Here is a 22813-nt window from a genome sequence, read left to right as displayed (position 1 = left end):
GTCCGCGTCGATAAATCAACGGCTTACCCGCCCGGATCGTTCCAATTTATTTCCCGGGAACAGAATCTCTCACGCTTTCGTTGACTCTTCAGATACGAAGCAAAAATTGGAGATTTCACGATGGAATATGGCATTCTTGGCCTGCTCGTCCTGATCGCGGACATCTACGCGATCTATCAGGTCCTCACATCCGGCGCGTCCACGGGCGCGAAGATCCTCTGGACCCTGTTGATCCTGATCCTGCCTGTTGTGGGCTTTATCATCTGGCTGCTGGCAGGCCCACGGGGCGGCTCGGTCAACGTATAACCGACGACGTCATCGCACATCTGAGCCCCGCCCGTTTCCACGGGCGGGGCTTTTGCCTTTGCGCCATTGCGACGCGCCTGTAGGGCGGTAAGGTGCAGATATGACAACAGGTCTGATCCTTGGCGCGGCGGTTTGGGCAACCGGCCCATCCCCAACCTTGGCGCGGCGGACGCGCCACGGGGCGCAGCTTTATCACGCGGGGGCCGTGCAGCGCCTGATCGTCTGCGGTGGCTTGGGCCGGCACCCGCCCAGCGAAGCCCACGTCATGGCAGCACTGCTGGAGGCCGAGGGCGTCCCCGCCTCCGCCGTAGCGCTTGAGGACCGCTCAACCACCACGCGCGAGAATATCCGGTTCGCCCTGCCCCTGCTGGACGAAGCCGACGTGATCGTCATCACCGACTGGTCCCACGCCCCCCGCGCCCGTCTGATCGCGCGACGGCACGGGCTACGCGCGCGCTCCTCCTCCCCCAGCCTCAAGGGCGCGCGCGTCTGGCCGCAGACCAAAATGGCCGGGCGAGAGCTTTTCGCCTATCTCGCCCATGCCCTGCACATTGTCCGCTGATCCCGCCTACGCCGGATTGTCCATGCGCGCCGAGTAGCGAATCTCGCCCCGGACGGGCTCGGGCCAGATCACGTCGAAAGCGTCCGAGTTCGACCCGTTGACCGGTTCCACATAGGGCTGCGCCCAGACTTTCTGGTTGCTGCCGTTGCGGATCGGCCCCACGGGCACCAGCGCGTCCACGGTGCGCGCCCAGCCGCCGAAAGGCAGATAGCCTTCGGTGTCCACGGTCCATGTCTGATCGACCGAGTTTTCCTGGTGCGTGTCGATATGCGGGTTGCGCGTGGGCTGGGCGATGCCGTTAAAGGCGTTGCCCTGAAAGACGATGTTGCGCATCCGGTCGAACCGCAGGTTGGCGAAAGTGGTGTCGATCTTTTCGACCCGGCCGACGGTGGCCGAATTGGTGCGGAACACGTTGCCCTGCACCGACAGCCCGTTGATCGCGTGATCGGCCCCATGGGGTTTGACGACGATCCACGAAAACGCGGTTGTCACCTCGCTCACCAGAAAGATATTGCCAACGATGGTCAGCCCACCGAAGGAATAGCCCGTGGCATCTGGCGTGGCGTCGTGTTCGTTTGTCCACTCGATGAAATTGTTGTCGATGTAGTTGCCGGTGAACGTGGTCAGGCAATTGGGCGAGGTGAGCACGACGCCGGCCAGACGTGGCCCGTCGTCCTGATTGTCGCCCTGAAACCAGTGGTTGTTGGCGATGATGTTGCCATTGCCCTGCAGCACCATGAAATGCCGGAAACGAACGCCGCGGTTGTTGCGGATCTTCGGATCGTTGGCGTTCACGTTGAACCCGATCGACTGGCGGTTGCGGGATTCAATCGCCTGTTCGTTGGACACAAAGGTGTTGCGATCGAGAATGAGCCCCTGACAGCCCGTCCCGTGCGAGGTGATACCCTTGGCTTTCGGCTTCTTGATCTGGCTGTCGCGCACCTGAAACACCAGCCCGTTGGGGGCCAGCAACACGCCGTTGCACTTGCCTTCGCAGCTGAACTCGACCGCATCAAGGATCATGTCCGAGAGCTTGCTGAAGCCGCTGAAATCCAACAGGTATTTATGGCGGGTGAACGTGAACTGCTGGGTGCCGATGGCATCATATAGCTGGGCGTTCAGCGTCACTTCGGACTTCGCCACATCGACCGAGGTGACGTAGATCTCGCGCCCGACGCCGTTGCCCGTCACCCGGCTGCCCGGCGCGATGGCGCTGATATTGGTCACATTCGTCAGCTTGATCGATTTCGACGCGCTGTAGGTGGCCTGCGACACCACCACGTCATCGTCCCAGGCCGGCCCGTCGATGGGCTGGAACTGGCCGTTGCGGATCACGCGGCGGGTCTCGAAGCTGGTCTTGTTATGGACCGCCTCCTGCATGTCCACGGGTTCGGACAGGGAAATCCGCCGCCCGCCAAGGTCGAGCCCCTCGTGGTCCGAGAAATTGAGCAGCGCCTGAAACGCCTTTTTGAAGGCCGACTCCTCATTGGCGAAGGCATCCACATAGGTCGGGTAGTCGAAGTTCTTCTGGAACACCAAACGATATTCCGGCGGCTGGATCACCGTGCCCTGAAACCGCACGTGATTGTTGAAGGTGACGTTGTTGCCAAGGTAATAGGTCCCCTCGGAGACCAGCACCTCGCGCCCCTGGCTGTCCTGATCGGCGGCCTCGAAGGCGGCGGAATCGTCGGTCACGCCGTCGCCCATCGCGCCGTAATCGCGCACATCAACGATGCCCATCTGATCGCGCAGAAAAACCGAGGAGACATCCTCGATCACAAGATCGTCGATCCGCACGATGCCCCCGTTCGGCCCCGTCAGGTCCAGCCCGATGTGGCCGTAGTCGGCGGTGGGCCAGGTCATATCGACACCCATGCGCGCGCCGGTGCCGATGATGGCCGAGACCTCGACCACTTCGCCATAGGCGGTCAGCGGGGTTTCCGGCCTGGTCTCCACCACGCCGTCCAGATGTGTCCCGTCCGGCTGCGCCGCCCAACCGGCGATCCGCACGTTGGGCAAGGCGCCCGAGATGCACTTCACCCGCGCCGTCACCCGCAGATACAGGCCCGGCTCGATCGGGGTCTGCCCCATGTAGCGCAGCTTGGTGACGGCGCTGGTCTTCACGATCTCAAGACTGCCGGAGAAATCCTGATCCGCCGGCACGAAGACCCCGTTGCCCGATTGCGCATAGGTGTCGGACCCCGGCGTGCCGTCGCCGCTGGACCAGACGTCAAGCCCGTCCGCAAAGGGTGGCGGCATCAGCACCAGACCGTCGGTAATCACCTTGTTCATATGAAATCCCCCGAAAAGTTTGGGGGCAGCGCCGCGCCACCCCGACAAAGCCAAGCACCCCGGCCCAAAAGGGCGCAGGATCACGGAGTCAGGGATAGGCGGGCGCGGTGAAGGACGCCTTGCGCGACCGTGACGGTGCAGGGGCCTGCCGCGCAACGCGCAGGGCGCGGGTCAGGACATCATGTCGGGCGCGGGGATCACCTGCACCGCGTCGATCTGCCAGCCGTCGGGCGTCATAATCATCTGATAATCAAGGATATAGAACAGACCGTCAGGCCCCTTGATCTGCACCTCTTGCCGTGTGCGCCCGCCCGTGGCCTGCTGATCCAGAAACCGCGCGTCGGCGTTGTCCCAGACCATGGGATAGCCGTTGCGCACCATGCCGCCGAAGGTCTCGGGCGTGCGGAAAATGCGCTTGATCGTGGGGCTGGCGTATTGCCATGCGGCGTCAACATCGCGGTCGCGGAAGGCCTGCAACTGGCCGGTGATCACATCCTCGATCGTGGCCTCTTGCGCGGCCAGCGGGGCCGCCCAAAGGGTCAAACCAACAAGGGCTGCGGACAGATGTTTCATGGCGCTCTCCTGCGTGATCCTGTGACAGATACGCAAGAGAGCGCCATGCAGTTTCAAAAGCCGCCCGATTTAGCCGGTGGCCAGCTCCCCGCGCAGACCTTTTTCGATCAGCGCGATGCTTTCCTCGATGCCGTAAAGCGCGATGAACCCGCCAAAACGGGGCCCCTGTTTCGCGCCCAGCAACACCTCGTAGAGGCATGAGAACCACGCCCGCAGCGGGTCAAACCCGTGAACTTTGCCGACGGCAAAGACGATGGATTGCAGGAACTCGTCATCCTGCCAGTCCACTGTGGGCAAGGGCTGGTCCTTGCCTTCCTTGGCGTTCTTCTCGGCGATGACGGCCAGCGCCTCGTCTTCGGACTTCAGCGCCCGCACCAGATGCTCCAGCGCGCTGCGTTCCTGCTCGGTGGGCAGGCGGAACTCTTTGTGGGGCTCCACGAAATCCTTGTAGTAGCGCACCGCATGGCCCGCCGCCGCGTCCAGATCGGGGTTCGCCTCGGGCGACGCATCGGGCGCATAGCGCTGGATGAAGCCCCAGAGCTTGTCCTTGTCCTGCGCTTGGCTCACCGAGGCGAGGTTCAGCAACATCGCGAAAGGCACCACCATGGTAGACTGCGGCGCGTCCTCTCCGTGGATGTGGAACACGGGGTTGTTGACCTTCTGCGGCGCGTCCTGCGTCTGGAACGCGCGCAACTGCTGGTGATACTCGTCCACCGCCTTGGGGATCACGTCGAAGTGCATCCGCTTGGCCGTCTTCGGCTTGAGATACATGAAATACGACAGGCTTTCCGTGCTGGCATAGGTCAGCCATTCGTCGATGCTGACGCCATTGCCCGAGGTCTTGGAGATCTTGCGGCCCTGATCGTCGAGGAACAGCTCATAGGTGAAGTGTTCCGGCTTGGTGCCGCCCAAGATCTCGCAAATCCGGTCGTAGATCGGCGTGTTGGTGGAATGGTCCTTGCCATACATCTCGAAATCGACGCCAAGGCTGGCCCAGCGTGCCCCGAAATCGGGCTTCCACTGCAGCTTGACGTTGCCACCGGTGACGGGAACGGTCCACTCGCGGCCATCCTCGTCGTCGAAGGTCACCGTGCCCTCTTTCGCGTCCACGTGCTTCATTGGCACATACATCACGCGGCCGGTTTCGGGGTGCATGGGCAGGAAGATCGAATAGGTTTCACGCCGCTCATCGCGCAGGGATTTCAGCATCACCGCCATCACATCGTCATAGCGTTCTGCCGCGCGCAGCAACACCTCGTCGAAGGCGCCGCTCTCGTAATACTCCTTGCCCGAGATGAACTCATACTCGAAGCCGAAGGTATCAAGGAACCGGCGCAGCATGGCGTTGTTGTGGTGGCCAAAGCTCTCATGGGTGCCGAAAGGGTCCGGCACCTTGGTCAGCGGAAGCTGCAGATAGGGTTGCAACTGCTCGGGGTTGGGCACGTTGCCCGGCACCTTACGCATCCCGTCAAGGTCGTCCGAGAAACAGATCAGCCGTGTCGGAATGTCCGAGATCACCTCGAACGCGCGCCGGATCATCGTCGTGCGGCTCACCTCACCGAAGGTGCCGATATGCGGCAGCCCCGAGGGGCCGTAGCCCGTCTCGAACAGGACATGATCCTTGCCGGATGTCTCGACCCGTTTGAGCAACCGCCGCGCTTCTTCAAAGGGCCATGCTTTTGAGGTCATTCCTGCTTCGCGCAAAGAGGTCATGTCAGTCTCGTTCCAAAGGGCCGCACCCCGATGGTGCGACATCTTGCGCGTCCTATTGCAGCAGGGCATCGACGTCAATAAATTGGACCTGTAACGCAGGAGCCTCCGCCATGATCGACACCCCTTCCCTGACCGCGCAAGACGCCCTTTGCGCGATGATGATCGCGGTCTCCGCCAGTGATGAGACCATCCGCACCGCCGAACTGGTCAAGATCACCAACGTGCTCAATCACCTGCCGGTGTTTGCAGACTACGATTCCGACCATCTGGCGCGGGTCTCAAGAACGGTGCTGGACCTGTTCGATCAGGAAGACGGGCTTGACGCGCTCTTCGGCCTGATCCGCGACACTTTGCCCGAACGCCTGTATGAGACCGCCTATGCGCTGGCCTGCGAAGTGGCCGCCGCGGATGGCAACATCGCCCAGAGCGAGCTGCGCATGCTTGAGGAAATTCGCTACGAGTTGAACATCGACCGGCTGCATGCGGCCGCGATTGAGCGCGGCGCGCGGGCGCGGCATGTGACGCTAGATTAACCGCCCTGCGGCACCGTCGCGGCGGCATCTTCGGGGATCACCCCCCGTGACACCACGCCCCAGCGGCGCAGCAAGGTGTATTGCAGCCGCTTCGACCGGCTGTTCCACGCGCGCGCGCCTTCGGGGATCTCGTCGCCCGAGGCGATTCCCACGGCGCGGCGCTCCGGACTGGCCGTGAGGATCGCAAAGGCCAGATCCTTGCCCTCCGCCGATTGGATGTAGCCCGACAGGGCGCTGACGAAGTTCAGCGTTCCGGTCTTGGCGCGCACCACCGCCGGATAATGTTCCAGCAAGTTCCCTTCCTGGTCGCGCAGGGTGATCCGCTTCATCAGCGGCCGCACCGGACTGTCCGCCCCGGCCGAGACCAGCAACTTCGTCATGTCGCCCGCGCTGATCCGGTCCTCGTCACTCAGGCCGGAGTGGTCCACGAAACCGCATTCAATCCCGTGTTCCTGCCCCGCCCATTGGTTCATCTGCGCCGCCGAAGCCCGAATCCCCAAGGCGGTGCGCGACCGTGCCCGCGTCGCGGTCAACCCGCAGATCTCTGCGGTGAGGTTGGTGGAATAGAGCAGCATCTCGTTGAGGATCTCGCGCAGGGGGGCGCTGCGATGGCGGATGAACTCCGTGCGCTCCTCGGGCAGCTCATCCACCACCGTGGGCGCGGGCAGTGTGATCCCCGCGTCGGCGGCCAGCCCCCGGAACACGTCGCCGCAATAAAGCGCTGGCTGGCGCACCGGCATCCAGCGCGAACCGCCATTGCCCAACGCCGACCGCTTCACCGTCCATCGGTCCGGCCCCAGCACGGTGAACACCGCGCCGTCCCGATCCTCGACCCGCACCGACGCCATGGTCACCGGCGGCACGCGGGTCTCGGTGCGGGCGGTCAGCTCCACGTCCCAGCCGTTGCCGGATTTGCTCCATTTGAAATGCACGCGATTGTAATTCAGGTTCAACCCGCTGACCGCAGGATTGTAGCCCAGATAGTCCATCTGCGAGGGTTCGATCTCTTCCGCGTAGGGCAGCGCCCCGCGCCAGCACAGGAAATCGCCCGTAATCTCTTTCAGGCCCGTCGTCTGCAATTCGGCGACGATATCTGCCAGATCGTCCGACGACAGCGTTGGATCCCCGCCACCGGACAAAATCAAATCTCCATCCAAAACTCCGCCAACGATGGGTCCTGTGGCAAATATGCGCGTTACAAAGTGGTAATCCGGCCCCAGTGCGTCAAGCGCGTAAAGCGCCGTGACTGCCTTGGTGACACTGGCGGGGGGCAACGCTTCGTCTGCGTTCAGGCTTTCCACGATCTCGCCGGTTTCCGCGTCCGCCAACATCACGCTGACCTTGCCATCAAGGTTTGCCGCGTCGATCAGCTCGGCGATGGTGGTGCGTTCGCGGGGAGCGACGCGCGGCACGGGGCTGGTTTCGGGGGCAAGCGCGGGCGCGGGATCGCCGGCGCGCATCTTCGGTCGCAGGGACGACAGCGGCGCCTCGGCCAGCGCGACACCCGCCGCACCGGACAAAAGCCCGCCCACCATGGCCCTGCGTGTAAAAATCACTGTCATATCGCCTAACTAGTTGGGTGCTGAAGGGGTAACAACCAAAGGCCGGTTCCAGTTCCCCGCGCTGCGGATCGCGGTCGAGGAGATTTGCGACATCGGCAGGTTCACAAAGGCCCAGGCCGGTGGATCGGCGCGGCCCAGCAATGCGGCTTCACGCCCCGTCAGCCGGTGGCCGCGATAAAGGCGGGCCGCGAGCGACAGCCGCGCCGCGATCCTGTCGCCGGGCCGCGCCAGAACGCCCACGGGCACCCGCGATATGATCTTTTGCCAGTCCTGCCACAGATGGAACTGCGCCAGATTGTCGGCCCCCATGAGCCAGACGAACCGCACCCCCGGATAAAGCTGCTGCAGCTTCGCGATGGTGGTGGCGGTGTAGCGCGTGCCCAGCCGCGCTTCGACATCCGTGACCGTGACGCGCGGGTGGTCGATCAGCGCGCGCGCATGGGCGATGCGGTGATCCAGCGGCGCGGGCCCGCGGGTCTTGAGCGGATTGCCCGGACTGACCAGCCACCAGACCCGGTCCAGCCCGAAGCGGACCAACGCCGCTTTGGTGATGTGAACGTGGCCCTGATGGGCGGGATCGAAGGATCCGCCCAGCAAACCGATCACCTGTCCGGCGCGGGCATATGGCATCGCGTGTCGTTGCATCGCCCCTGCTTAGCCACCTGCACACGGCAAGGCAAACCCGGCGCCCCCGAACCGGTCCGCGCGCACCGGCGCGGGGGGGCGTCCGTTAAATGCATCGCAAAAAGACGCGCCCATTAAGGAAGCGAAAACCTTGCCCGCTTATGACCGCTGCTGTCCTAACCAAGGCAGGCCATGTGACCTTTTTCGTCGTCTCATATCTTCTTTTGCTAACACTTGCGCTGACACTGGTGCCGGTTCTGCTGCGGTCGTATCGGCGGGGCAAATCGCTCACGACAATTTTGCGAAAGACGCAGCAGGACATGGCCGAGACGCTGCGCGCGGCCGAGAATTACCGTGTGGCCTGCGAACATGCGCCCGACGGGATCATCATTCAGGACATGCGCGGCCGGATCATCTGGGCGAACCGCGCCTATGGACGGATCCACGGTTACGACACCGCGGCGCTGATCGGCCGCAACCCGCTTGAGTTCGTGTTTTCCCCCGACCGGACCCCCCCGCCCGAAGAGATCGAGGCCTTCCGCTACAACGCCGCCGATGAAGAGGCGCTGGGCCTGAAGCTTTACCGCAACACCCGGTCCGACGGCACGGATTTCTGGAACCAGATCAGTGTCTCGATCCGGCGGGCCGCCGATGGACGGGAAAGCGCCATTCTGGTCTGCCGCGACGTGACCGAACAGGTCGAGCGGGAAAACGCCCTGCGCGACGTCAGCCAGAAGCTGGAATACGAAGCCACCCACGACAGCCTGACCTGCGTGCCCAATCGGGCGGCCTTTATGACCTTCATGGAACAGACCGTCGCCCGTCCGGACCATCGGGCGCTGGGCTTGCTGCACATCGATCTGGATAACTTCAAGATCGTGAACGACACCCACGGCCATTCCGCGGGCGACGCCGTTCTTGTCCACACCGCCGCGATCGTGCAGGCGACCATCGGCGACCGGGATCTTGTGGCACGGATCGGCGGGGACGAATTCGTCGTTGTCTGCCCCGACACCGCCGACCTCGCGGCGCTTGACCGCTTGTCGACGGACATCCTGACGCTTCTGGAAGAGCCTTTCGAGTGGTCCAACCGCATCATGCGGGTCGAGGCCAGCATCGGCGCCGCCTTCTCGGACAGCGGCGACCTTCCCCCGGACGAGCTTTTGCTGCAGGCGGATTTCGCGCTTTATGAAGCCAAGCGGGCGGGCCGGCACTGCGTCGCGCTTTATGACGAAGAATTGCACGCCCGCCACACCCGCGAGCTGCAGTATGCGACCGAGTTGACCGAGGCCATCGACACCGGCGCGATGGATCATGTGTTCCAGCCGAAGATGGACCTTGAGACGCAGCAGATCATCGGCTTCGAGACGCTTGTGCGCTGGACCCACCCCCGCGACGGCACGATTCCGCCGGACGCTTTCCTGCCCATCGCCAAGGACCTCGGGCTGCTGGGCGCGCTGGACCTTCTGTCCATGTCCGCCGCGATCGACGAGAAACGCCGCCTCAACCTGCTGGGGTATGGCGACATCGACATGGCCTTCAACGCCTCACCGGAATTGCTCTCGCACCCCGAGTTCATCAACCGTCTGATCTGGGGGGTCGAGGCTGCGGGCATCGAACGCCATCAGATCGTGATCGAGGTGCTGGAGAACACCGATTTCGGCGAAGCGACCGAGACGGCGTCGCACGCGTCGATCATCGCCGACCTGCGTGCGGCGGGATTTCAGGTGCATCTGGACGATTTCGGCATCGGCTTTGCGGGCCTGTCACACCTCGCCTCGCTCGACGTAACGGGGGTGAAAATCGACCGTGGGCTGATCTCGGTCATGCTGGAAGACCCCACCAGCCGCAAGATCGTGCGCAAGATCGTCGAATTGTCCAACGATCTTGGCCTTGGCGTGGTCGCCGAAGGGGTTGAGGATCTGCACACCGCCAACACCCTGCGCGCCATGGGCTGCGGCATGATGCAGGGCTACTGGCTGTCGCGACCGCTGCAGCCCGAAGACCTCGCCTCTTGGCTGGCCAACCGCGTCGCAGGCCCGCAGGACCGCTCTGCCTGACCCCCATTGCACCGTCCTTCGCGGACGCGTAGTTACGGCCGAACCTTAATTTAGTGCAGGGGATCAACCTGATGGCTGCTTATCAATACGTCTATTTCATGGACGGTGTCTCCAAAACCTATCCCGGCGGGAAAAAGGTGTTTGAAAACATCCGCCTGAACTTCCTGCCCGGCGTGAAGATCGGCGTGGTCGGTGTGAACGGCACCGGTAAATCGACGCTGATGCGGATCATGGCGGGGCAGGACAAGGATTTCCAGGGCGAGGCCTGGGCCGCCGAAGGCGCGCGTGTGGGCTACCTCCCGCAGGAGCCTGAGCTCGATCCGAACCTGACCGTGCGCGAAAACGTCATGCTCGGCGTGAAGGCGAAAAAGGACATCCTTGATCGCTACAACGAACTGGCCATGAACTACAGCGACGAGACCGCCGACGAGATGGCGCAGCTGCAGGACGAGATCGACAGCAACAACTTGTGGGACCTCGACAGCCAGATCGACGTCGCCATGGAGGCCCTGCGCTGCCCGCCGGACGACGCCGACGTGACCACGCTGTCAGGCGGTGAGAAGCGCCGCGTGGCCCTGTGCCAGCTTTTGCTCGATGCGCCCGACATGCTGCTTCTGGACGAACCGACCAACCACCTGGACGCGGAAACCATCGCCTGGCTGCAGCAGCACCTGATCGACTACAAGGGCACAATCCTGATCGTCACCCACGACCGTTATTTCCTCGACGCGATCACCGGCTGGATTCTGGAGCTCGACCGCGGCTCGGGCATCCCGCACGAAGGGAACTATTCAAGCTGGCTGGAAGCCAAGGCGAAACGGCTTGAGCGTGAGGCGAAAGAGGACAAGTCCAAGCAACGCACGCTTGAGCGCGAACTTGAGTGGATGCGGCAGGGTGCCAAGGCGCGGCAGGCCAAATCCAAGGCACGGATTCAGGCCTACAACGAGCTTGCGAACCAGTCCGAGCGCGAAAAGCTGGGCCGTGCGCAGATCATCATCCCCAATGGTCCGCGTCTGGGCGACAAGGTGATCGAGGTCGAGAACATCAGCAAGCACATGGGCGACAAGCAGCTGATCGAGGATCTGAGCTTCGAGCTGCCCCCGGGCGGCATCGTCGGCGTGATCGGCCCCAACGGCGCGGGTAAATCCACGCTGTTCGGCATGCTGACCGGCCAGATCGAACCGGACAGCGGCAGCATCACGCTGGGCGACACGGTCGAGCTAAGCTACGTGGACCAGTCCCGCGACGCGCTGGACCCCAACGCCACCGTCTGGGAAGAGATTTCCAGCGGCGGCGAGGTGATCAAGCTGGGCGATGCGGAAATGAACTCGCGCGCCTATTGCTCGGCGTTCAACTTCAAGGGTGGCGACCAGCAAAAGAAGGTCGGCGTGCTTTCGGGCGGGGAACGCAACCGCGTTCACATGGCCAAGCTGCTGAAGTCCGGCGGCAACGTGTTGCTGCTTGACGAGCCGACCAACGATCTGGACGTGGAGACGCTGCGCGCGCTGGAAGATGCGCTGGTGGATTTCGCCGGCTGCGCGGTGGTGATTTCCCACGACCGTTTCTTCCTTGACCGGATCTGCACACACATTCTGGCCTTCGAAGGCGAGGCCCACGTCGAATGGTTCCAAGGCAACTTCGAGGACTACGAAGAGGACAAGAAGCGCCGGCTTGGCGCGGACGCCATGGAACCCAAGCGGATGAAGCACAAGAAATTCGCCCGCTAAACCGGGTTCCACACGAACAGAAGGGCGGCCCTGCGGGGTCGCCTTTTTTGTTTCGGGTCAGGATGCCGTCGGTCAGCGCGTCGGCAGAAGCGCCCGGCGCGACGGTTGCGCGACAAAGTCCGAGACCGCCGCCGCCGCCGAGCGTCCTGACCAGAGTTTCTGGGCGCTGATCGTCTCAACCACCAGCGACAAGGGCGGCCCCTCAGCGCCTGGGCTCGTCTGCACCCATTCATCTAGCCGCGCGTGCAGGGCCGCAAGATCCGGCGCGCTGCGTCCGTGGGTGACGCAGACGAAACGCCCCTTCCCGGCATGGGCGAAGCTTGTCGGAGCAGAGGGCAGGACGCTGGACAGGTGCTGTGCGAGATCCTCGATCAGACGCCGGAACTGCGCCGCGCTGGTCTTGCGATAAAGTTTCTGCGCGTTCTCGATATCCACCGAGAATAGCGTCATCGCGAAAAGCCCGTCGGGTTTGCGCAGCAAGGCATTCTCGAACACCGAAAGCTCAAGCGCGGCGGGGCCGGCGGACACCTTGAACGGCTCGTCAAAGGCAATCGCGGTCAGCCGGGCGAGATCGGCCATCTCGTGGCGGGCCTGCCGCTCACGGCGCAGGCTGTCCGACAGCAGCACCGCCAGTTTGATCCGCGAGCCGAGCTCAAGCCCGTCAAAGGGCTTGTTGACGAAATCCGTGGCCCCGGCGTGGAAGGCCTGCTCCATGATGTCATGGGCGCGACTGGCGGTGATCATCACGATCGGCGTGGCGCGATAGGCGTCCTGCGCGCGCACGGTTCGGCACAATTCGACGCCGCTGATCCCGGGCAACATGATGTCGAACAACAGCACGTCAAAGGGCTCCGCCGCCGCCTCGATCATCTCCAGCGCCTCTTCGCCAGAGCTGGCGAAACGCACGTCCTCGTATCCGAACTGCGCGAAGGACAGCGACAGGATCTTCAGAATGACGGGATCATCGTCAACGGCAAGGATGCGCATTGTCAGGGGGCCTCAACTGGTTCATGGCACGATTCACGGGGCATTAACCAATAACCTAAGCGCCGATCATGGCGCGATTGCGGCTGATTGACGATGATTTTGCGCACGGCAGGCCGCGTGCGTCACTTGCGTTTGACGAACTCGGTCAGGATCACGATGCGCTGCCCTTCGACGCGGCCTTCGATCTGGGCGCCATTGTCGGGCACCAGTGAAATGTTGCGCACCGCCGTGCCGCGCTTGGCGGTGAAACCCGCGCCCTTCACCGGCAAATCCTTGACCAGAACCACCGTATCTCCGTGCTCCAGCCGCATGCCGTTGCTGTCGAAATGTTCGACCTTGGGGGTCACGTCCTTGGCCCGCGCCAACACCTCGGGCTCCATCATCATGGCGTCGCGGGCGTCGGTGGCCCACATCTCGTCGATCTCGCCCAGCTTGCGCCAGACGGCGATCTGCACCGCAGGCTCGGTCGACCACATCGCCCCTTCAAGGCAGCGCCAATGGGCCGGGGGTACGTCCCCCTCGCCCCGGCAGGCGGGGCACAGCAGGACCTGATCCTCGGGTGGGACCTCAACGCTTGTCAGTTGATCCTTGGCGCCGCAAAACTCGCAGCAGCCGCCGGCCCGGTCCATCAGTTCATCCCACCGCATGTGCTGTCCTTTCGATGTGCCCTTTGTCTCAACACCCGCCACGGGCGAAGGGCAAGCCTTAATCGGTGCAGGCAGGATTCAGCCGATCGCGCCCTGGCCCGCGATAAATCTTGCAATGCGGCCCGACGTGCCCCATATGAACCTTGCAAACGTTATTCTATCTCGACCCCTGTCTACCTTCATCGGCACACAGTTCTTCGATCTAGCACTGACTACGCCGACGCTGCGGCACTTCCGCCGGCAGCACTTTATAAGGAAGACATGACATGGCCACAGGCACAGTCAAATGGTTCAACACAACTAAAGGCTTCGGCTTTATCGCTCCTGAAACCGGTGGCAAGGACGTTTTCGTTCACATCTCCGCTGTTGAGCGTTCCGGCCTCACCGGTCTGGCAGACGATCAGAAGGTCACCTTCGACGTCGAAGCCGGCCGCGACGGTCGTGAGTCCGCGGTGAACCTCGCACTCGCATAAGTATTGAACCTTCGGGTTTGAATGGGGGCGGTCCTTTCGGGGGCCGCCCTTTTTCGTGCCTGTTGCCCCGCGCGGCGATGGGCGGGGAAATGCCAGCGCCTGCGGGGTGGCGCGCAAAATGTCTTGTCTTGACCCAGCGTCACTTGCATTATCAAAGGGCCTGTTACCACGATCCACACTGCTACCCCTGCGGTTCAGACATTCTGCCTGTCCCTCATGCCAGTCCACACGATCGGAATGACGCGCCACACCGCTGCATCCCGTGAGCGGACACGACAAGAGGAAGACACACCATGCCAAACGGCACCGTGAAATGGTTCAATACGACTAAGGGTTATGGGTTCATCGCACCGGACGGCGGCGGGAAGGATGTGTTCGTGCACATCTCGGCTGTCGAACGCTCCGGCCTGACCGGTCTGGCCGATGACCAGAAGGTGACCTTCGACGTGGAAGCCGGCCGTGACGGACGCGAAAACGCGGTCAATCTGGCCCTGGCGTAAGCTGGGCGGATCGACCGGAACGGGCGCCTTGGACCGGCGCCCGTTTTGCTGACCGGTCGGCGGTCACTCGTCCAGCACGAAGGTGACCTTCAGGACCACCCGGTATTCATCGATCTTGCCATCGCTGACCGTGACCTTCTGGTCCGCGACCCAGGCGTTCTTGATGTTCTTGATGGTTTTCGACGCCCGCGCGATGCCATTCTCGACCGCATCATCGAAGGATTTCGACGACGCGCAGATGATTTCCGTGACTTTTGCGACAGAAGTGCTCATGGGATGTCTCCTTGGCTTGTGAGACCCTGACCCTAGCCCGAACGGCGCGGCTTTCCATGTCCGGCGCTCAGCGCGCGAGGTCGTCCAGCCACTCCAGAATGCGCGGGCCCAGACCTTCGACGATCACCTCGACCCCGTCTGCGCTGGGGTGAATGCCGTCCGCCTGCATGAAACGGCGGCGGGCGGCGGCGTCAGGGGTTTCCGCGGTCAGGGGCGCGAAGAAATCGGGTATCAGCGCGGCGTCATGGGCGTCGGCCAGCGCCGGATACATGCCCTCGAACGCCGCTTCATACTGCGGGCCGTAGTTGCCCGGCGCGTCCAGGCCGATCATCAGCACCGGCACCGCTGCCGCCTCCGCCGCTTGCAGGATGCCGTCAAGGTTGGCGCGGCTCACCTCCGGATCGATGCCCCGCAACAGGTCGTTGCCGCCCAGGGCGAGGATCATCGCGTCCACCTCGGGCGTCAACGTCCAGCCCACCCGCGAAAGCCCGCCCGCCGTGGTGTCCCCCGACACGCCCGCGTTGATGATCTCGACCTGCGCGCCCTGATCGCGCAGCCATGCCTTCAATTGCGGCACGAAACCATCTTCGGCGGGCAGGCCGTAGCCCTGCGTCAGGCTGTCGCCCAAGGCGGCGATGGTGACCCCGTCGGCCTGCGCGGGACCTGCGGCGATCAGCGACGTCACCGCAAGGTTGCGGGCGGCGCGGATTGCCCCATATGTCAGGGAACCCGTTCCCCGAAAGGCCGCCCCCATGTCCCACGCCCTGAGTTTGCGCGATGTGTCCCTGTCGCTGTCCGGCAACGCCGGTCCGGTGGACATCCTGCACGACATCACGCTTGACGTCGCCGCGGGCGAGACCTTGGGGCTGGTCGGGCCAAGTGGGTCTGGCAAATCGTCGCTCCTTATGCTCATGGGCGGTCTGGATACCGCGACCACGGGGTCGATTTCGGTGCTCAGCACGGACATCACCGCTTTGGGCGAAGATGCGCTGGCCCGCTTTCGTCAGGGTAATATGGGGGTGGTGTTCCAGTCTTTCCACCTGATCCCGACGATGACCGCGTTGGAAAACGTGGCAACGCCGCTTGAGCTGGCGGGCGCGCGCGATGCCTTTCCCCGCGCCGAGGCCGAGCTTGAGCGCGTCGGGCTGGGCGCGCGGTGCGATCATTACCCGTCGCAGCTTTCAGGCGGCGAGCAACAGCGCGTGGCACTGGCCCGCGCTTCGGTCACCCGACCGAAACTGCTGCTCGCGGATGAGCCGACGGGCAATCTGGACGAAACCACCGGCGCCGCGATCATCGAGCTGCTGTTCGATCTGCGCGACCATCACGGCGCGACGCTGGTGATGGTCACCCACAGTCACGATCTGGCCGCCCGCTGCGACCGGGTGGTGCGTCTGCGCGACGGACGGATCGAGGCATGACGCAGGCCTGGACCATCGCGCGGCGCGAATTGCGCGGCGGTCTGCGCGGTTTTCGCATCTTTTTGGCCTGTCTCGCGCTGGGGGTGGCGGCGATTGCCGCCGTGGGCACCGTGCGCGCCTCGATTCAGGCGGGGCTTGTGGCCGATGGCGCGGCGCTGCTGGGCGGCGACGCCGAGGTGCGGCTGACCTATCGTTTCGCGGACGAAGAGGAAGCGGCGTGGATGGCGTCGATTGCCGAAGCTGTTTCCGAGACGGTTGATTTCCGCTCCATGCTGGTGGTGCCGCGGGACGATGTGGATCGGGGGCTGACGCAGGTGCAGGCGGTCGACGCCTTCTACCCCCTGATCGGCGCGACGGTGCTGGACCCGCCGATGCCGCTGGACCGGGCTTTCGCGGGCAACGGCGCGCACCCCGGCGCGGTGATCGAACGGGTGCTGGCGGACCGGTTGGCGCTGCAGGTGGGCGACACCTTCACGCTGGGCACCCAGACCTTCACGCTCTCCGCGATCCTTGAAAGCTATCCCGACAACTCCGGCGCGGGCTTCGGGCTGGGGCCGCGCACGCTGGTGCGGCTGGACGATCTTGCGGGCTCCGGCCTCTTGGCCACGGGCACCTTGATGGAGACGAACTACCGCCTTGATCTGCCCGATGGCGCGGACCTCGCCGCGCTGGAAGCCGAGGCCAAGCGCCGCTTTGCCGACAGTGGGCTGCGCTGGCGGGATGCGCGCGAAGGCGCGCCGGGTGTGGCGCGCTTCGTGGACCGGATCGGCGCCTTCCTGATCCTGATCGGCCTGTCCGGTCTGGCGGTGGGCGGGGTCGGCGTCTCCTCCGCCGTGCGCGCCTATCTGCGCGGCAAGGCCGAGGTGATCGCCATCCTCAAGACCCTCGGCGCCAGCCGCCGCACGATCTTTCTCACCTATTTCTTGCAAATCGCCGTGCTGACGATGGCCGGGGTGGGGCTGGGCCTGATCCTTGGCGCGACCGTGCCCCTTGCTCTGGCGCCCCTGATCGAAGCCCGTCTGCCGATCCCGGCAGTGTTCACGCTCTATCCCCTGCCCCTGCTCGAGGCGGCGCTTTACGGCGTTCTCGCGGCGCTGCTCTTCACGCTCTTGCCCTTGGCGCGGACCGAAGCGATCAAGCCCGCGACCCTGTTCCGCGACGCTTTCGGCGCGGGCGGCGGCCTGCCCGGTGCGCGCTACATCATCGCCACCCTGCTGCTTCTGGCGCTGCTGATCGGCGCGGCGGTCCTGTTTTCCGGCACCGCGTTCCTGACGCTCTGGACCGCGGGCGGCATCCTGTTCGCGCTGGTGCTGCTGGTGCTTGCCGCCGCCCTCGCCCGCTTCACCGCGCGGCGGTTCCGGCGGCTGGCGCGGGGCTGGCCTGCGTTGCGCATGGCGCTCGGCTCAATCGGGGCCCGCGACGGCGAGGCCACGTCAGTCGTGCTGTCGCTGGGCCTTGGCCTCGCCGTGCTGGCCGCCGTGGGCCAGATCGACGGCAGCCTGCGCGGCTCCATCGCCGAGGAATTGCCGCAGGTCGCGCCGAGTTACTTCTTCGTTGACATCCAGCCCGACCAGATCAACGGCTTCCGCGCGCGGCTGGACGGCGATCCGGAGGTGTCGGACTACGAAGCCGCGCCGATGCTGCGCGGCATCATCACCCGGATCAACGGCGCACCGGCGCGCGACTTTGCCGACCATTGGGTGCTGCGCGGGGATCGCGGTGTGACCTATTCCGCCCGCCCCGCCGAGGGGACGGTGATCACCGAAGGCCGCTGGTGGCCCGAGGACTACGACGGCCCGCCGCTGATTTCCTTTGCCGCCGAGGAAGGCGCGGAAATGGGCCTGTCGCTGGGCGACACGATCACCACCAACATTCTGGGCCGAGAGATCACCGGCACCATCGCCAACTTCCGCGAGGTTTCGTTCGAGGATGCGGGCATCGGCTTCATCATGTCGATGACCCCGTCGGCGCTGCAGGGGGCGCCCCATTCGTGGATCAGCACCGTCTATGCCACACCCGAGGCCGAAGCCGCGATCCTGCGCGACATCGCCGGGGCCTATCCCAACGTCACCGCGATCCGTGTGCGCGACGCGATCGACCGGGTGGTCGAGCTTCTGGGCGGCATCACCGCAGCCACCCGCTACGGTGCGCTGGCCACGCTGGTGACGGGGTTTCTGGTGCTGATCGGGGCGGCGGCTTCGGGCGTTCCGGCCCGCACCTATGAAGCGGCGGTGCTGAAGACGGTCGGCGCATCGCGCGGGGTAATCCTGCGCAGCTTCGCCCTGCGCGCCGCGCTTCTGGGGCTGGCGGCGGCGGCGGTTGCGCTGGCCGCCGGGATCGCGGGCGGCTGGGCAGTGAGCACCTTCATCTTCGAAACAGAATATACGCCGGTCTGGGGTTCTGCCGCCGCGATCCTTCTGGGCGGCGTCGGGGCCACTTTGCTGGCCAGTCTGGGCTTCGCCCTGCGCCCGCTGGCGGCCAGACCGGCCCGCGTGCTGCGCGCAAGGGAATAACTCCTACCGGTTCCGGTAAAGCCAGCCGAACACCCGCGCCTGCCGCAACAGCCCGTCGGACGGATCGCCCCCCGCGCCGCCCTGCCGGATGACCCCGAGCGCCAGAAGCACGGCGAGGATTCCGAACAGGATGCCGCCGACCGATTGGCCGATCAGCACGCCGCTTGCGCCGAACCACGTGGAAAAGACGATCACGAAGGGGATCGTGCCCAGCGTATGGCGACCCCAGTTCAGCAGCGTCGAATAGAAGGGGTGGCCCATGTTGTTGAAGGCCGCACTGCTCAGGAAGATGATGCCGTTGAAGAACCACAGCAGGCTCAGCGGACCGGCGAAAAGGAACACCAGCGTGCGGGCCTCTCCGTCCAGCGCGAAGAGGATTTCCAGCCCCGGCCGGGCCAGAAACAACAGCGCCGAGACGGCGCAGACCACGATGCCGCTGAAGATCAGCCCGTCAAAGAAGGCGCGCCGCACGCGGTCCGGGCGCGAGGCGCCGAAGTTCTGGCCGATCACCGGCCCGATCGCGCCGGACAGGGCGAACAGGATGGCGAAAGCCACCGGCGTCAGACGGCCGATGATCGCCATGCCCGCCACTGCATCCTCTCCGAATTGCGACATGGCGCGGGTGACATAGGCTTGCCCCAGCGGCGTCGCCAACTGGGTCAGGATTGCCGGGATCGCGATCACCATCACGGGCCGGAAATCGGGCAGCATGCTCGCCAGACTGGGCCGCCCGAAACCGCCGTAATGCCGCACGATGGGCACCAATGCGGCCACCCCGATGGCGACCCGTGCAGCGACGCTGGCCCATGCCGCGCCCTGCAATTCCATCCCCAGCCCGAAGATCAGGATCGGATCCAGTACAGCGTTCACCACCCCGCCGATGATCGTGGCCATCATCGACCGCCGCGCATCCCCGTGCGCGCGCAGGATCGCGCCCCCGACCATCCCCACGAGCAACAGCGCAAGCGAAGGGATCACGATGGTCAGATAGGACACGGCAAGGGCTGCGGTCTCTCCGGTGGCGCCCACAAGACCGACGATGGGCCCGAGGTTGAGCCAGACCAGCGCGGCGAAGAGCGCCCCGAACCCGAAGCCGAAGATCAGCACGTTGGTCGCCAGCCGCTGCGCACGCTCACGGTCGCCGCTGCCCAATGCCCGCGCCACCAAGGCGCCGCCCGCGATGGACATGCCGATGCCGAAGGACGACGTGAAGAACAGGATCGCGCCGGCATAGCCGATGGCCGCTGCAAGCTCGGCCTTGCCCAGCATCGAGATAAAGATCATGTCGACGAAATCGACAAGAAACACGGCCATCAGCCCCACGGAAGAGGTGAGCGCCATGACCGTGATGTGCCGCATCAGCGACCCGCTCAGGAACCGCGCCTGTGCCTCCGGTGCGGGGCGGCCCGTCAAACCTTGGGTTTTCGCTGCACGAGAGGCATGACATCCGCCATCTCTGGCCCACGGCTGCGCCCGGTCACCGCGCGGCGCAGGGGCATGAACAGACCCTTGCCCTTGCGGCCCGTGGCCTCTTTCACTTGGGCGGTCCAGTCGCCCCAAGTCGCGTCGGTATAGGGCGGCTCATCCAGCAGGGACAGCGCCTGCGCGACGAAATCGGCATCCTCGGCGTCGACCTGAGCCTCGGCCCCGTCGCGGAACACCGCCCACCAGCTTTCCATGTCGTCCAGCGTGGTGATGTTCTCGCGCACCACGTTCCAGAACCGCTCACCCAGCGCCTCGGGCACGCCCAGCGCCAGCACCTGTTCGCGCACCTCGGCATAGGGGCGCGCGGCAAGGTAGCGGTGGGTCAGCGGCTTGAGGTCGTCGGCGTCGAATTTGGTGGGGGCCGAGCCGAATTTCGACAGATCGAAATTGGCGTAAACCTCATCCACGGTGTCGCGCAACTCCACCGGGTCGGAGGAGCCCAACCGCGCCATAAGAGACAGGATCGCCATGGGCGCGATCCCCTCTTGCCTCAGATCGCGCAGGGCAAGGGTGCCCAGACGTTTCGACAAAGCCTCCCCCTGCGGGCCGGTCAGAAGCGAGTGGTGCGCGAAGCGCGGCACCGTGCCGCCCAGCGCTTCGATCATCTGGATCTGGGTCGCGGTGTTGGTCACGTGGTCCGAGCCGCGCACCACGTCCGTCACGCCCATCTCGGTGTCGTCCACCACCGATGCCAACGTGTAAAGAATCTGCCCGTCGTTCTTGAACAGCACCGGATCGCTGACCGAGGCCGCGTCAATGGAAATGTCGCCGATGATCCCGTCGCACCATTCGATCCGCTTGTGATCCAGCTTGAACCGCCAGTGCGACCCGCGCTCGGCCCGCAACCGGTCCTTTTCATCCTCCGACAGCGCGAGCGCAGCGCGGTCATAGACCGGCGGCTTGCCCATGTTCATCTGCTTCTTGCGCTTCAGGTCAAGCTCGACCGGCGTCTCGAAACACTCATACAGGCGGCCCAGCTCGATCAGGCGCTGCTTTGCGGCGTCGTAGCGGTCAAGGCGCTTGGATTGGTATTCGACACGGTCCCAGGTGATCCCCAGCCAGGTGAGGTCTTCCATGATCGCGTCGATATACTCCTGCTTCGAGCGTTCGGGATCGGTGTCGTCGATGCGCAGAATGAAGGTTCCCCCGGCCTGCCGCGCCAATGCGGCGTTGAACAGGGCCGCCCGAAGGTTGCCGATGTGCAGATAGCCGGTGGGGGACGGGGCGAAACGGGTGGTTGTCATAGCGTGCGGTCCAGATGGGAAAGGTGCAGAAGGCTCTTTCACAGGTGGCGGTCAATGTCCATATTGGCAAGATGCAGCGTCGCAGGCGAAACCGGATCAGACATTTGGGCCCCTTTGCTCTGCTCCTCAACCTTTTTGTGTTCGTGGCGGTCGCCTTTGTTCTGGGCGGCGACGCGGTCAACGGGCGTCGGGCGGGGGGTGTTCACTACCTGTCCAGGGGCGGGGTCGAAACCGAAGTCGCCCCCGCGGTCTGGTGGTATTCGCAGATCCACGCCACGGTGACCTTCGGCAGCTTCGCGCTCTACCTTGTTTACCGGCTGTGGCGTCGCACCCGCCGCTAGGACGGCGTGATCGTCCAGCGTGTGCCAAGATCCTCAAGTCCGGCGCGCACGATCTCTTCCAGCACCTGCAGGTCCACGTCCGCCAACTTGTTGATATAAAGACAGGCTTTGCCGGTCTTGTGCTTGCCAAGCCGGTCCAGCAGGCCCCCGAAATTCTGGTAGCCCGGCATGATATAGAGGGTCAGGTTCGCCTTGCGCGGGCTGAACCCGGTTGCCAGACAATCCCCCTCCCGTCCGCTGTCATAGATGTAGTGGTAGCTTCCGTAGCCAATCATCGTTGGACCCCACATGCGCGGCTGCCAGCCGGTCACCCGACGAAACATCGCATCCAGCGTCAGCGCGTCGGCGCGGCGCACCGGATGTTCGACCGCCTGCAGAAAGGCCTGCACGTCCACGTCTGTCGGTTTGGTCTTGTTGTCTGCCATGGCGCGGCCTCCTGACGGCAGGGTATCACAGCACATCGCAATACAAAAAGGCCCGCCGCAGATGCGACGGGCCCCTGTTGGAGAAACAGGTTCGACTTACTTGACGATGCCGATGATGGCGTTCGTCTCGGTGTCAACCAGAACGGGCGTGCCGTTCACCCAAAGGTAGTGATATTCACTGTTCGGGATCTCATAGGTCTCGACAGTATCCGGGATGGCTGCGCCGACCACGACTTCACCGTCCAGATAGACCGTGTCGACGGGGTTTTCTGCGACATAGACAATGTTGTCCTCGGTGATTTCCTCGGTCACGTCACCGGCCACGGCGCCCGCAAGACCCGAAGCCACGATGGTGCCGATGGGTCCGCCCAGCGCATAGGCCGTCAGCGCACCAACTGTCGCACCGGCAGCAGCGCCAGTGCCTTCGTTGCTCTCAACTTCGGCGGTGGTCAGGGTCACGATTTCGACCTTTTCGGGACCTTGTTGCATGGATCAGCGATTTTCCGGTATCGGGGTGACAGGTTTTCGGGAAGGACGATCTGATGCCGTACA

The 22813-nt window shown here is 64.3% G+C and carries 23 protein-coding genes; 10 read left to right on the top strand and 13 right to left on the bottom strand.

Features of this window, described 5'->3' with window-relative positions:
• The first annotated feature begins 120 nt into the window (after nt 1-120).
• A complete protein-coding gene (locus DC363_RS09815; protein WP_108640983.1) occupies nt 121-306 on the top strand; it encodes a PLDc N-terminal domain-containing protein in 186 nt (61 codons plus the stop codon).
• Nucleotides 307-406: 100 nt separating this feature from the next.
• Complete coding sequence (locus tag DC363_RS09810) at nt 407-868, top strand: YdcF family protein (protein WP_108640982.1); 462 nt, start codon at nt 407-409, stop codon at nt 866-868.
• Between the two features lie 6 nt (nt 869-874).
• Here DC363_RS09810 and DC363_RS09805 read toward each other — a convergent pair whose 3' ends face one another.
• The 3 genes from DC363_RS09805 to DC363_RS09795 form a co-directional block, all read right to left on the bottom strand.
• Nucleotides 875-3160, bottom strand: a complete 2286-nt coding sequence (locus DC363_RS09805; protein WP_108640981.1) for a glycosyl hydrolase family 28-related protein — start codon at nt 3158-3160, stop codon at nt 875-877.
• 171 nt (nt 3161-3331) lie between these two features.
• Nucleotides 3332-3733 (bottom strand): DUF4864 domain-containing protein, encoded by a 402-nt coding sequence (locus tag DC363_RS09800; protein ID WP_108640980.1) that lies wholly within the window; start codon nt 3731-3733, stop codon nt 3332-3334.
• A gap of 69 nt (nt 3734-3802) precedes the next feature.
• Nucleotides 3803-5446 carry a lysine--tRNA ligase gene (locus DC363_RS09795; RefSeq protein WP_108641263.1) on the bottom strand — a complete coding sequence of 548 codons (1644 nt, stop codon included), beginning with the start codon at nt 5444-5446 and terminating at the stop codon, nt 3803-3805.
• Between the two features lie 110 nt (nt 5447-5556).
• Here DC363_RS09795 and DC363_RS09790 point away from each other — a divergent pair, with 110 nt between their 5' ends.
• Entirely contained in the window at nt 5557-5979 is a 423-nt protein-coding gene (locus DC363_RS09790) for a tellurite resistance TerB family protein (protein WP_108640979.1), read from the top strand.
• On the opposite strand, the gene dacB is transcribed toward DC363_RS09790, so the two are convergent.
• Together dacB and DC363_RS09780 are read right to left on the bottom strand one after the other, a co-directional pair.
• On the bottom strand, nt 5976-7541 hold the full coding sequence (gene dacB / locus DC363_RS09785; protein WP_108640978.1) for a D-alanyl-D-alanine carboxypeptidase/D-alanyl-D-alanine endopeptidase: 1566 nt from the start codon (nt 7539-7541) through the stop codon (nt 5976-5978). The two genes, DC363_RS09790 and dacB, sit on opposite strands and share 4 nt — an antisense overlap.
• A 9-nt stretch (nt 7542-7550) precedes the next feature.
• The gene (locus tag DC363_RS09780) at nt 7551-8171 is read right to left on the bottom strand and encodes a nicotinate-nucleotide adenylyltransferase (RefSeq protein ID WP_241962972.1); all 621 of its coding nucleotides are present in this window, start codon (nt 8169-8171) and stop codon (nt 7551-7553) included.
• Between the two features lie 188 nt (nt 8172-8359).
• Here DC363_RS09780 and DC363_RS09775 point away from each other — a divergent pair, with 188 nt between their 5' ends.
• On the top strand, nt 8360-10225 hold the full coding sequence (locus DC363_RS09775; RefSeq protein ID WP_108641262.1) for a putative bifunctional diguanylate cyclase/phosphodiesterase: 1866 nt from the start codon (nt 8360-8362) through the stop codon (nt 10223-10225).
• Nucleotides 10226-10296: 71 nt separating this feature from the next.
• Nucleotides 10297-11952 (top strand): energy-dependent translational throttle protein EttA, encoded by a 1656-nt coding sequence (ettA, locus tag DC363_RS09770; RefSeq protein WP_108640976.1) that lies wholly within the window; start codon nt 10297-10299, stop codon nt 11950-11952.
• Nucleotides 11953-12024: 72 nt separating this feature from the next.
• On the opposite strand, the gene DC363_RS09765 is transcribed toward ettA, so the two are convergent.
• Complete coding sequence (locus DC363_RS09765) at nt 12025-12939, bottom strand: response regulator transcription factor (RefSeq protein ID WP_108640975.1); 915 nt, start codon at nt 12937-12939, stop codon at nt 12025-12027.
• 122 nt (nt 12940-13061) lie between these two features.
• The gene (locus tag DC363_RS09760; protein WP_108640974.1) at nt 13062-13586 is read right to left on the bottom strand and encodes a PhnA domain-containing protein; all 525 of its coding nucleotides are present in this window, start codon (nt 13584-13586) and stop codon (nt 13062-13064) included.
• Between the two features lie 266 nt (nt 13587-13852).
• On the opposite strand from DC363_RS09760, the gene DC363_RS09755 reads away from it, so the two are divergent.
• Together DC363_RS09755 and DC363_RS09750 are read left to right on the top strand one after the other, a co-directional pair.
• A complete protein-coding gene (locus DC363_RS09755) occupies nt 13853-14059 on the top strand; it encodes a cold-shock protein (RefSeq protein ID WP_108640973.1) in 207 nt (68 codons plus the stop codon).
• 293 nt (nt 14060-14352) lie between these two features.
• Nucleotides 14353-14559 (top strand): cold-shock protein, encoded by a 207-nt coding sequence (locus tag DC363_RS09750; protein ID WP_108640972.1) that lies wholly within the window; start codon nt 14353-14355, stop codon nt 14557-14559.
• 63 nt (nt 14560-14622) lie between these two features.
• On the opposite strand, the gene DC363_RS09745 is transcribed toward DC363_RS09750, so the two are convergent.
• Entirely contained in the window at nt 14623-14832 is a 210-nt protein-coding gene (locus DC363_RS09745; RefSeq protein ID WP_108640971.1) for a dodecin family protein, read from the bottom strand.
• A gap of 67 nt (nt 14833-14899) precedes the next feature.
• Nucleotides 14900-15586 carry an arylesterase gene (locus DC363_RS09740; RefSeq protein ID WP_108640970.1) on the bottom strand — a complete coding sequence of 229 codons (687 nt, stop codon included), beginning with the start codon at nt 15584-15586 and terminating at the stop codon, nt 14900-14902.
• On the opposite strand from DC363_RS09740, the gene DC363_RS09735 reads away from it, so the two are divergent.
• Both DC363_RS09735 and DC363_RS09730 read left to right on the top strand, forming a co-directional pair.
• Nucleotides 15585-16253 carry an ABC transporter ATP-binding protein gene (locus tag DC363_RS09735; protein ID WP_108640969.1) on the top strand — a complete coding sequence of 223 codons (669 nt, stop codon included), beginning with the start codon at nt 15585-15587 and terminating at the stop codon, nt 16251-16253. The genes DC363_RS09740 and DC363_RS09735 overlap by 2 nt on opposite strands.
• A complete protein-coding gene (locus DC363_RS09730; RefSeq protein ID WP_108640968.1) occupies nt 16250-18766 on the top strand; it encodes an ABC transporter permease in 2517 nt (838 codons plus the stop codon). Before DC363_RS09735 ends, DC363_RS09730 begins: the two co-directional genes overlap by 4 nt.
• Nucleotides 18767-18769: 3 nt before the next feature.
• Here the strand turns inward: DC363_RS09730 and DC363_RS09725 are convergent, their stop codons facing one another.
• Both DC363_RS09725 and gltX read right to left on the bottom strand, forming a co-directional pair.
• Nucleotides 18770-20125 carry an MATE family efflux transporter gene (locus DC363_RS09725; protein ID WP_108641261.1) on the bottom strand — a complete coding sequence of 452 codons (1356 nt, stop codon included), beginning with the start codon at nt 20123-20125 and terminating at the stop codon, nt 18770-18772.
• Between the two features lie 50 nt (nt 20126-20175).
• Entirely contained in the window at nt 20176-21495 is a 1320-nt protein-coding gene (gene gltX / locus DC363_RS09720) for a glutamate--tRNA ligase (protein WP_108640967.1), read from the bottom strand.
• Nucleotides 21496-21599: 104 nt separating this feature from the next.
• Here gltX and DC363_RS09715 point away from each other — a divergent pair, with 104 nt between their 5' ends.
• Nucleotides 21600-21836: a hypothetical protein gene (locus tag DC363_RS09715; protein WP_146180780.1), complete on the top strand. Its 237-nt coding sequence runs from the start codon at nt 21600-21602 to the stop codon at nt 21834-21836.
• Here the strand turns inward: DC363_RS09715 and DC363_RS09710 are convergent.
• Together DC363_RS09710 and DC363_RS09705 are read right to left on the bottom strand one after the other, a co-directional pair.
• Entirely contained in the window at nt 21833-22261 is a 429-nt protein-coding gene (locus tag DC363_RS09710) for a DUF1801 domain-containing protein (protein ID WP_108640965.1), read from the bottom strand. The two genes, DC363_RS09715 and DC363_RS09710, sit on opposite strands and share 4 nt — an antisense overlap.
• 96 nt (nt 22262-22357) lie before the next feature.
• Nucleotides 22358-22720 (bottom strand): DUF1236 domain-containing protein, encoded by a 363-nt coding sequence (locus DC363_RS09705; protein WP_241962971.1) that lies wholly within the window; start codon nt 22718-22720, stop codon nt 22358-22360.
• Nucleotides 22721-22813: the final 93 nt, after the last annotated feature.

Origin of the sequence: Thalassorhabdomicrobium marinisediminis (assembly GCF_003072065.1) — a bacterium.
GTDB classification, from domain to species: domain Bacteria; phylum Pseudomonadota; class Alphaproteobacteria; order Rhodobacterales; family Rhodobacteraceae; genus Octadecabacter; species Octadecabacter marinisediminis.
This window is presented reverse-complemented; position numbering and strand designations above follow the sequence as displayed.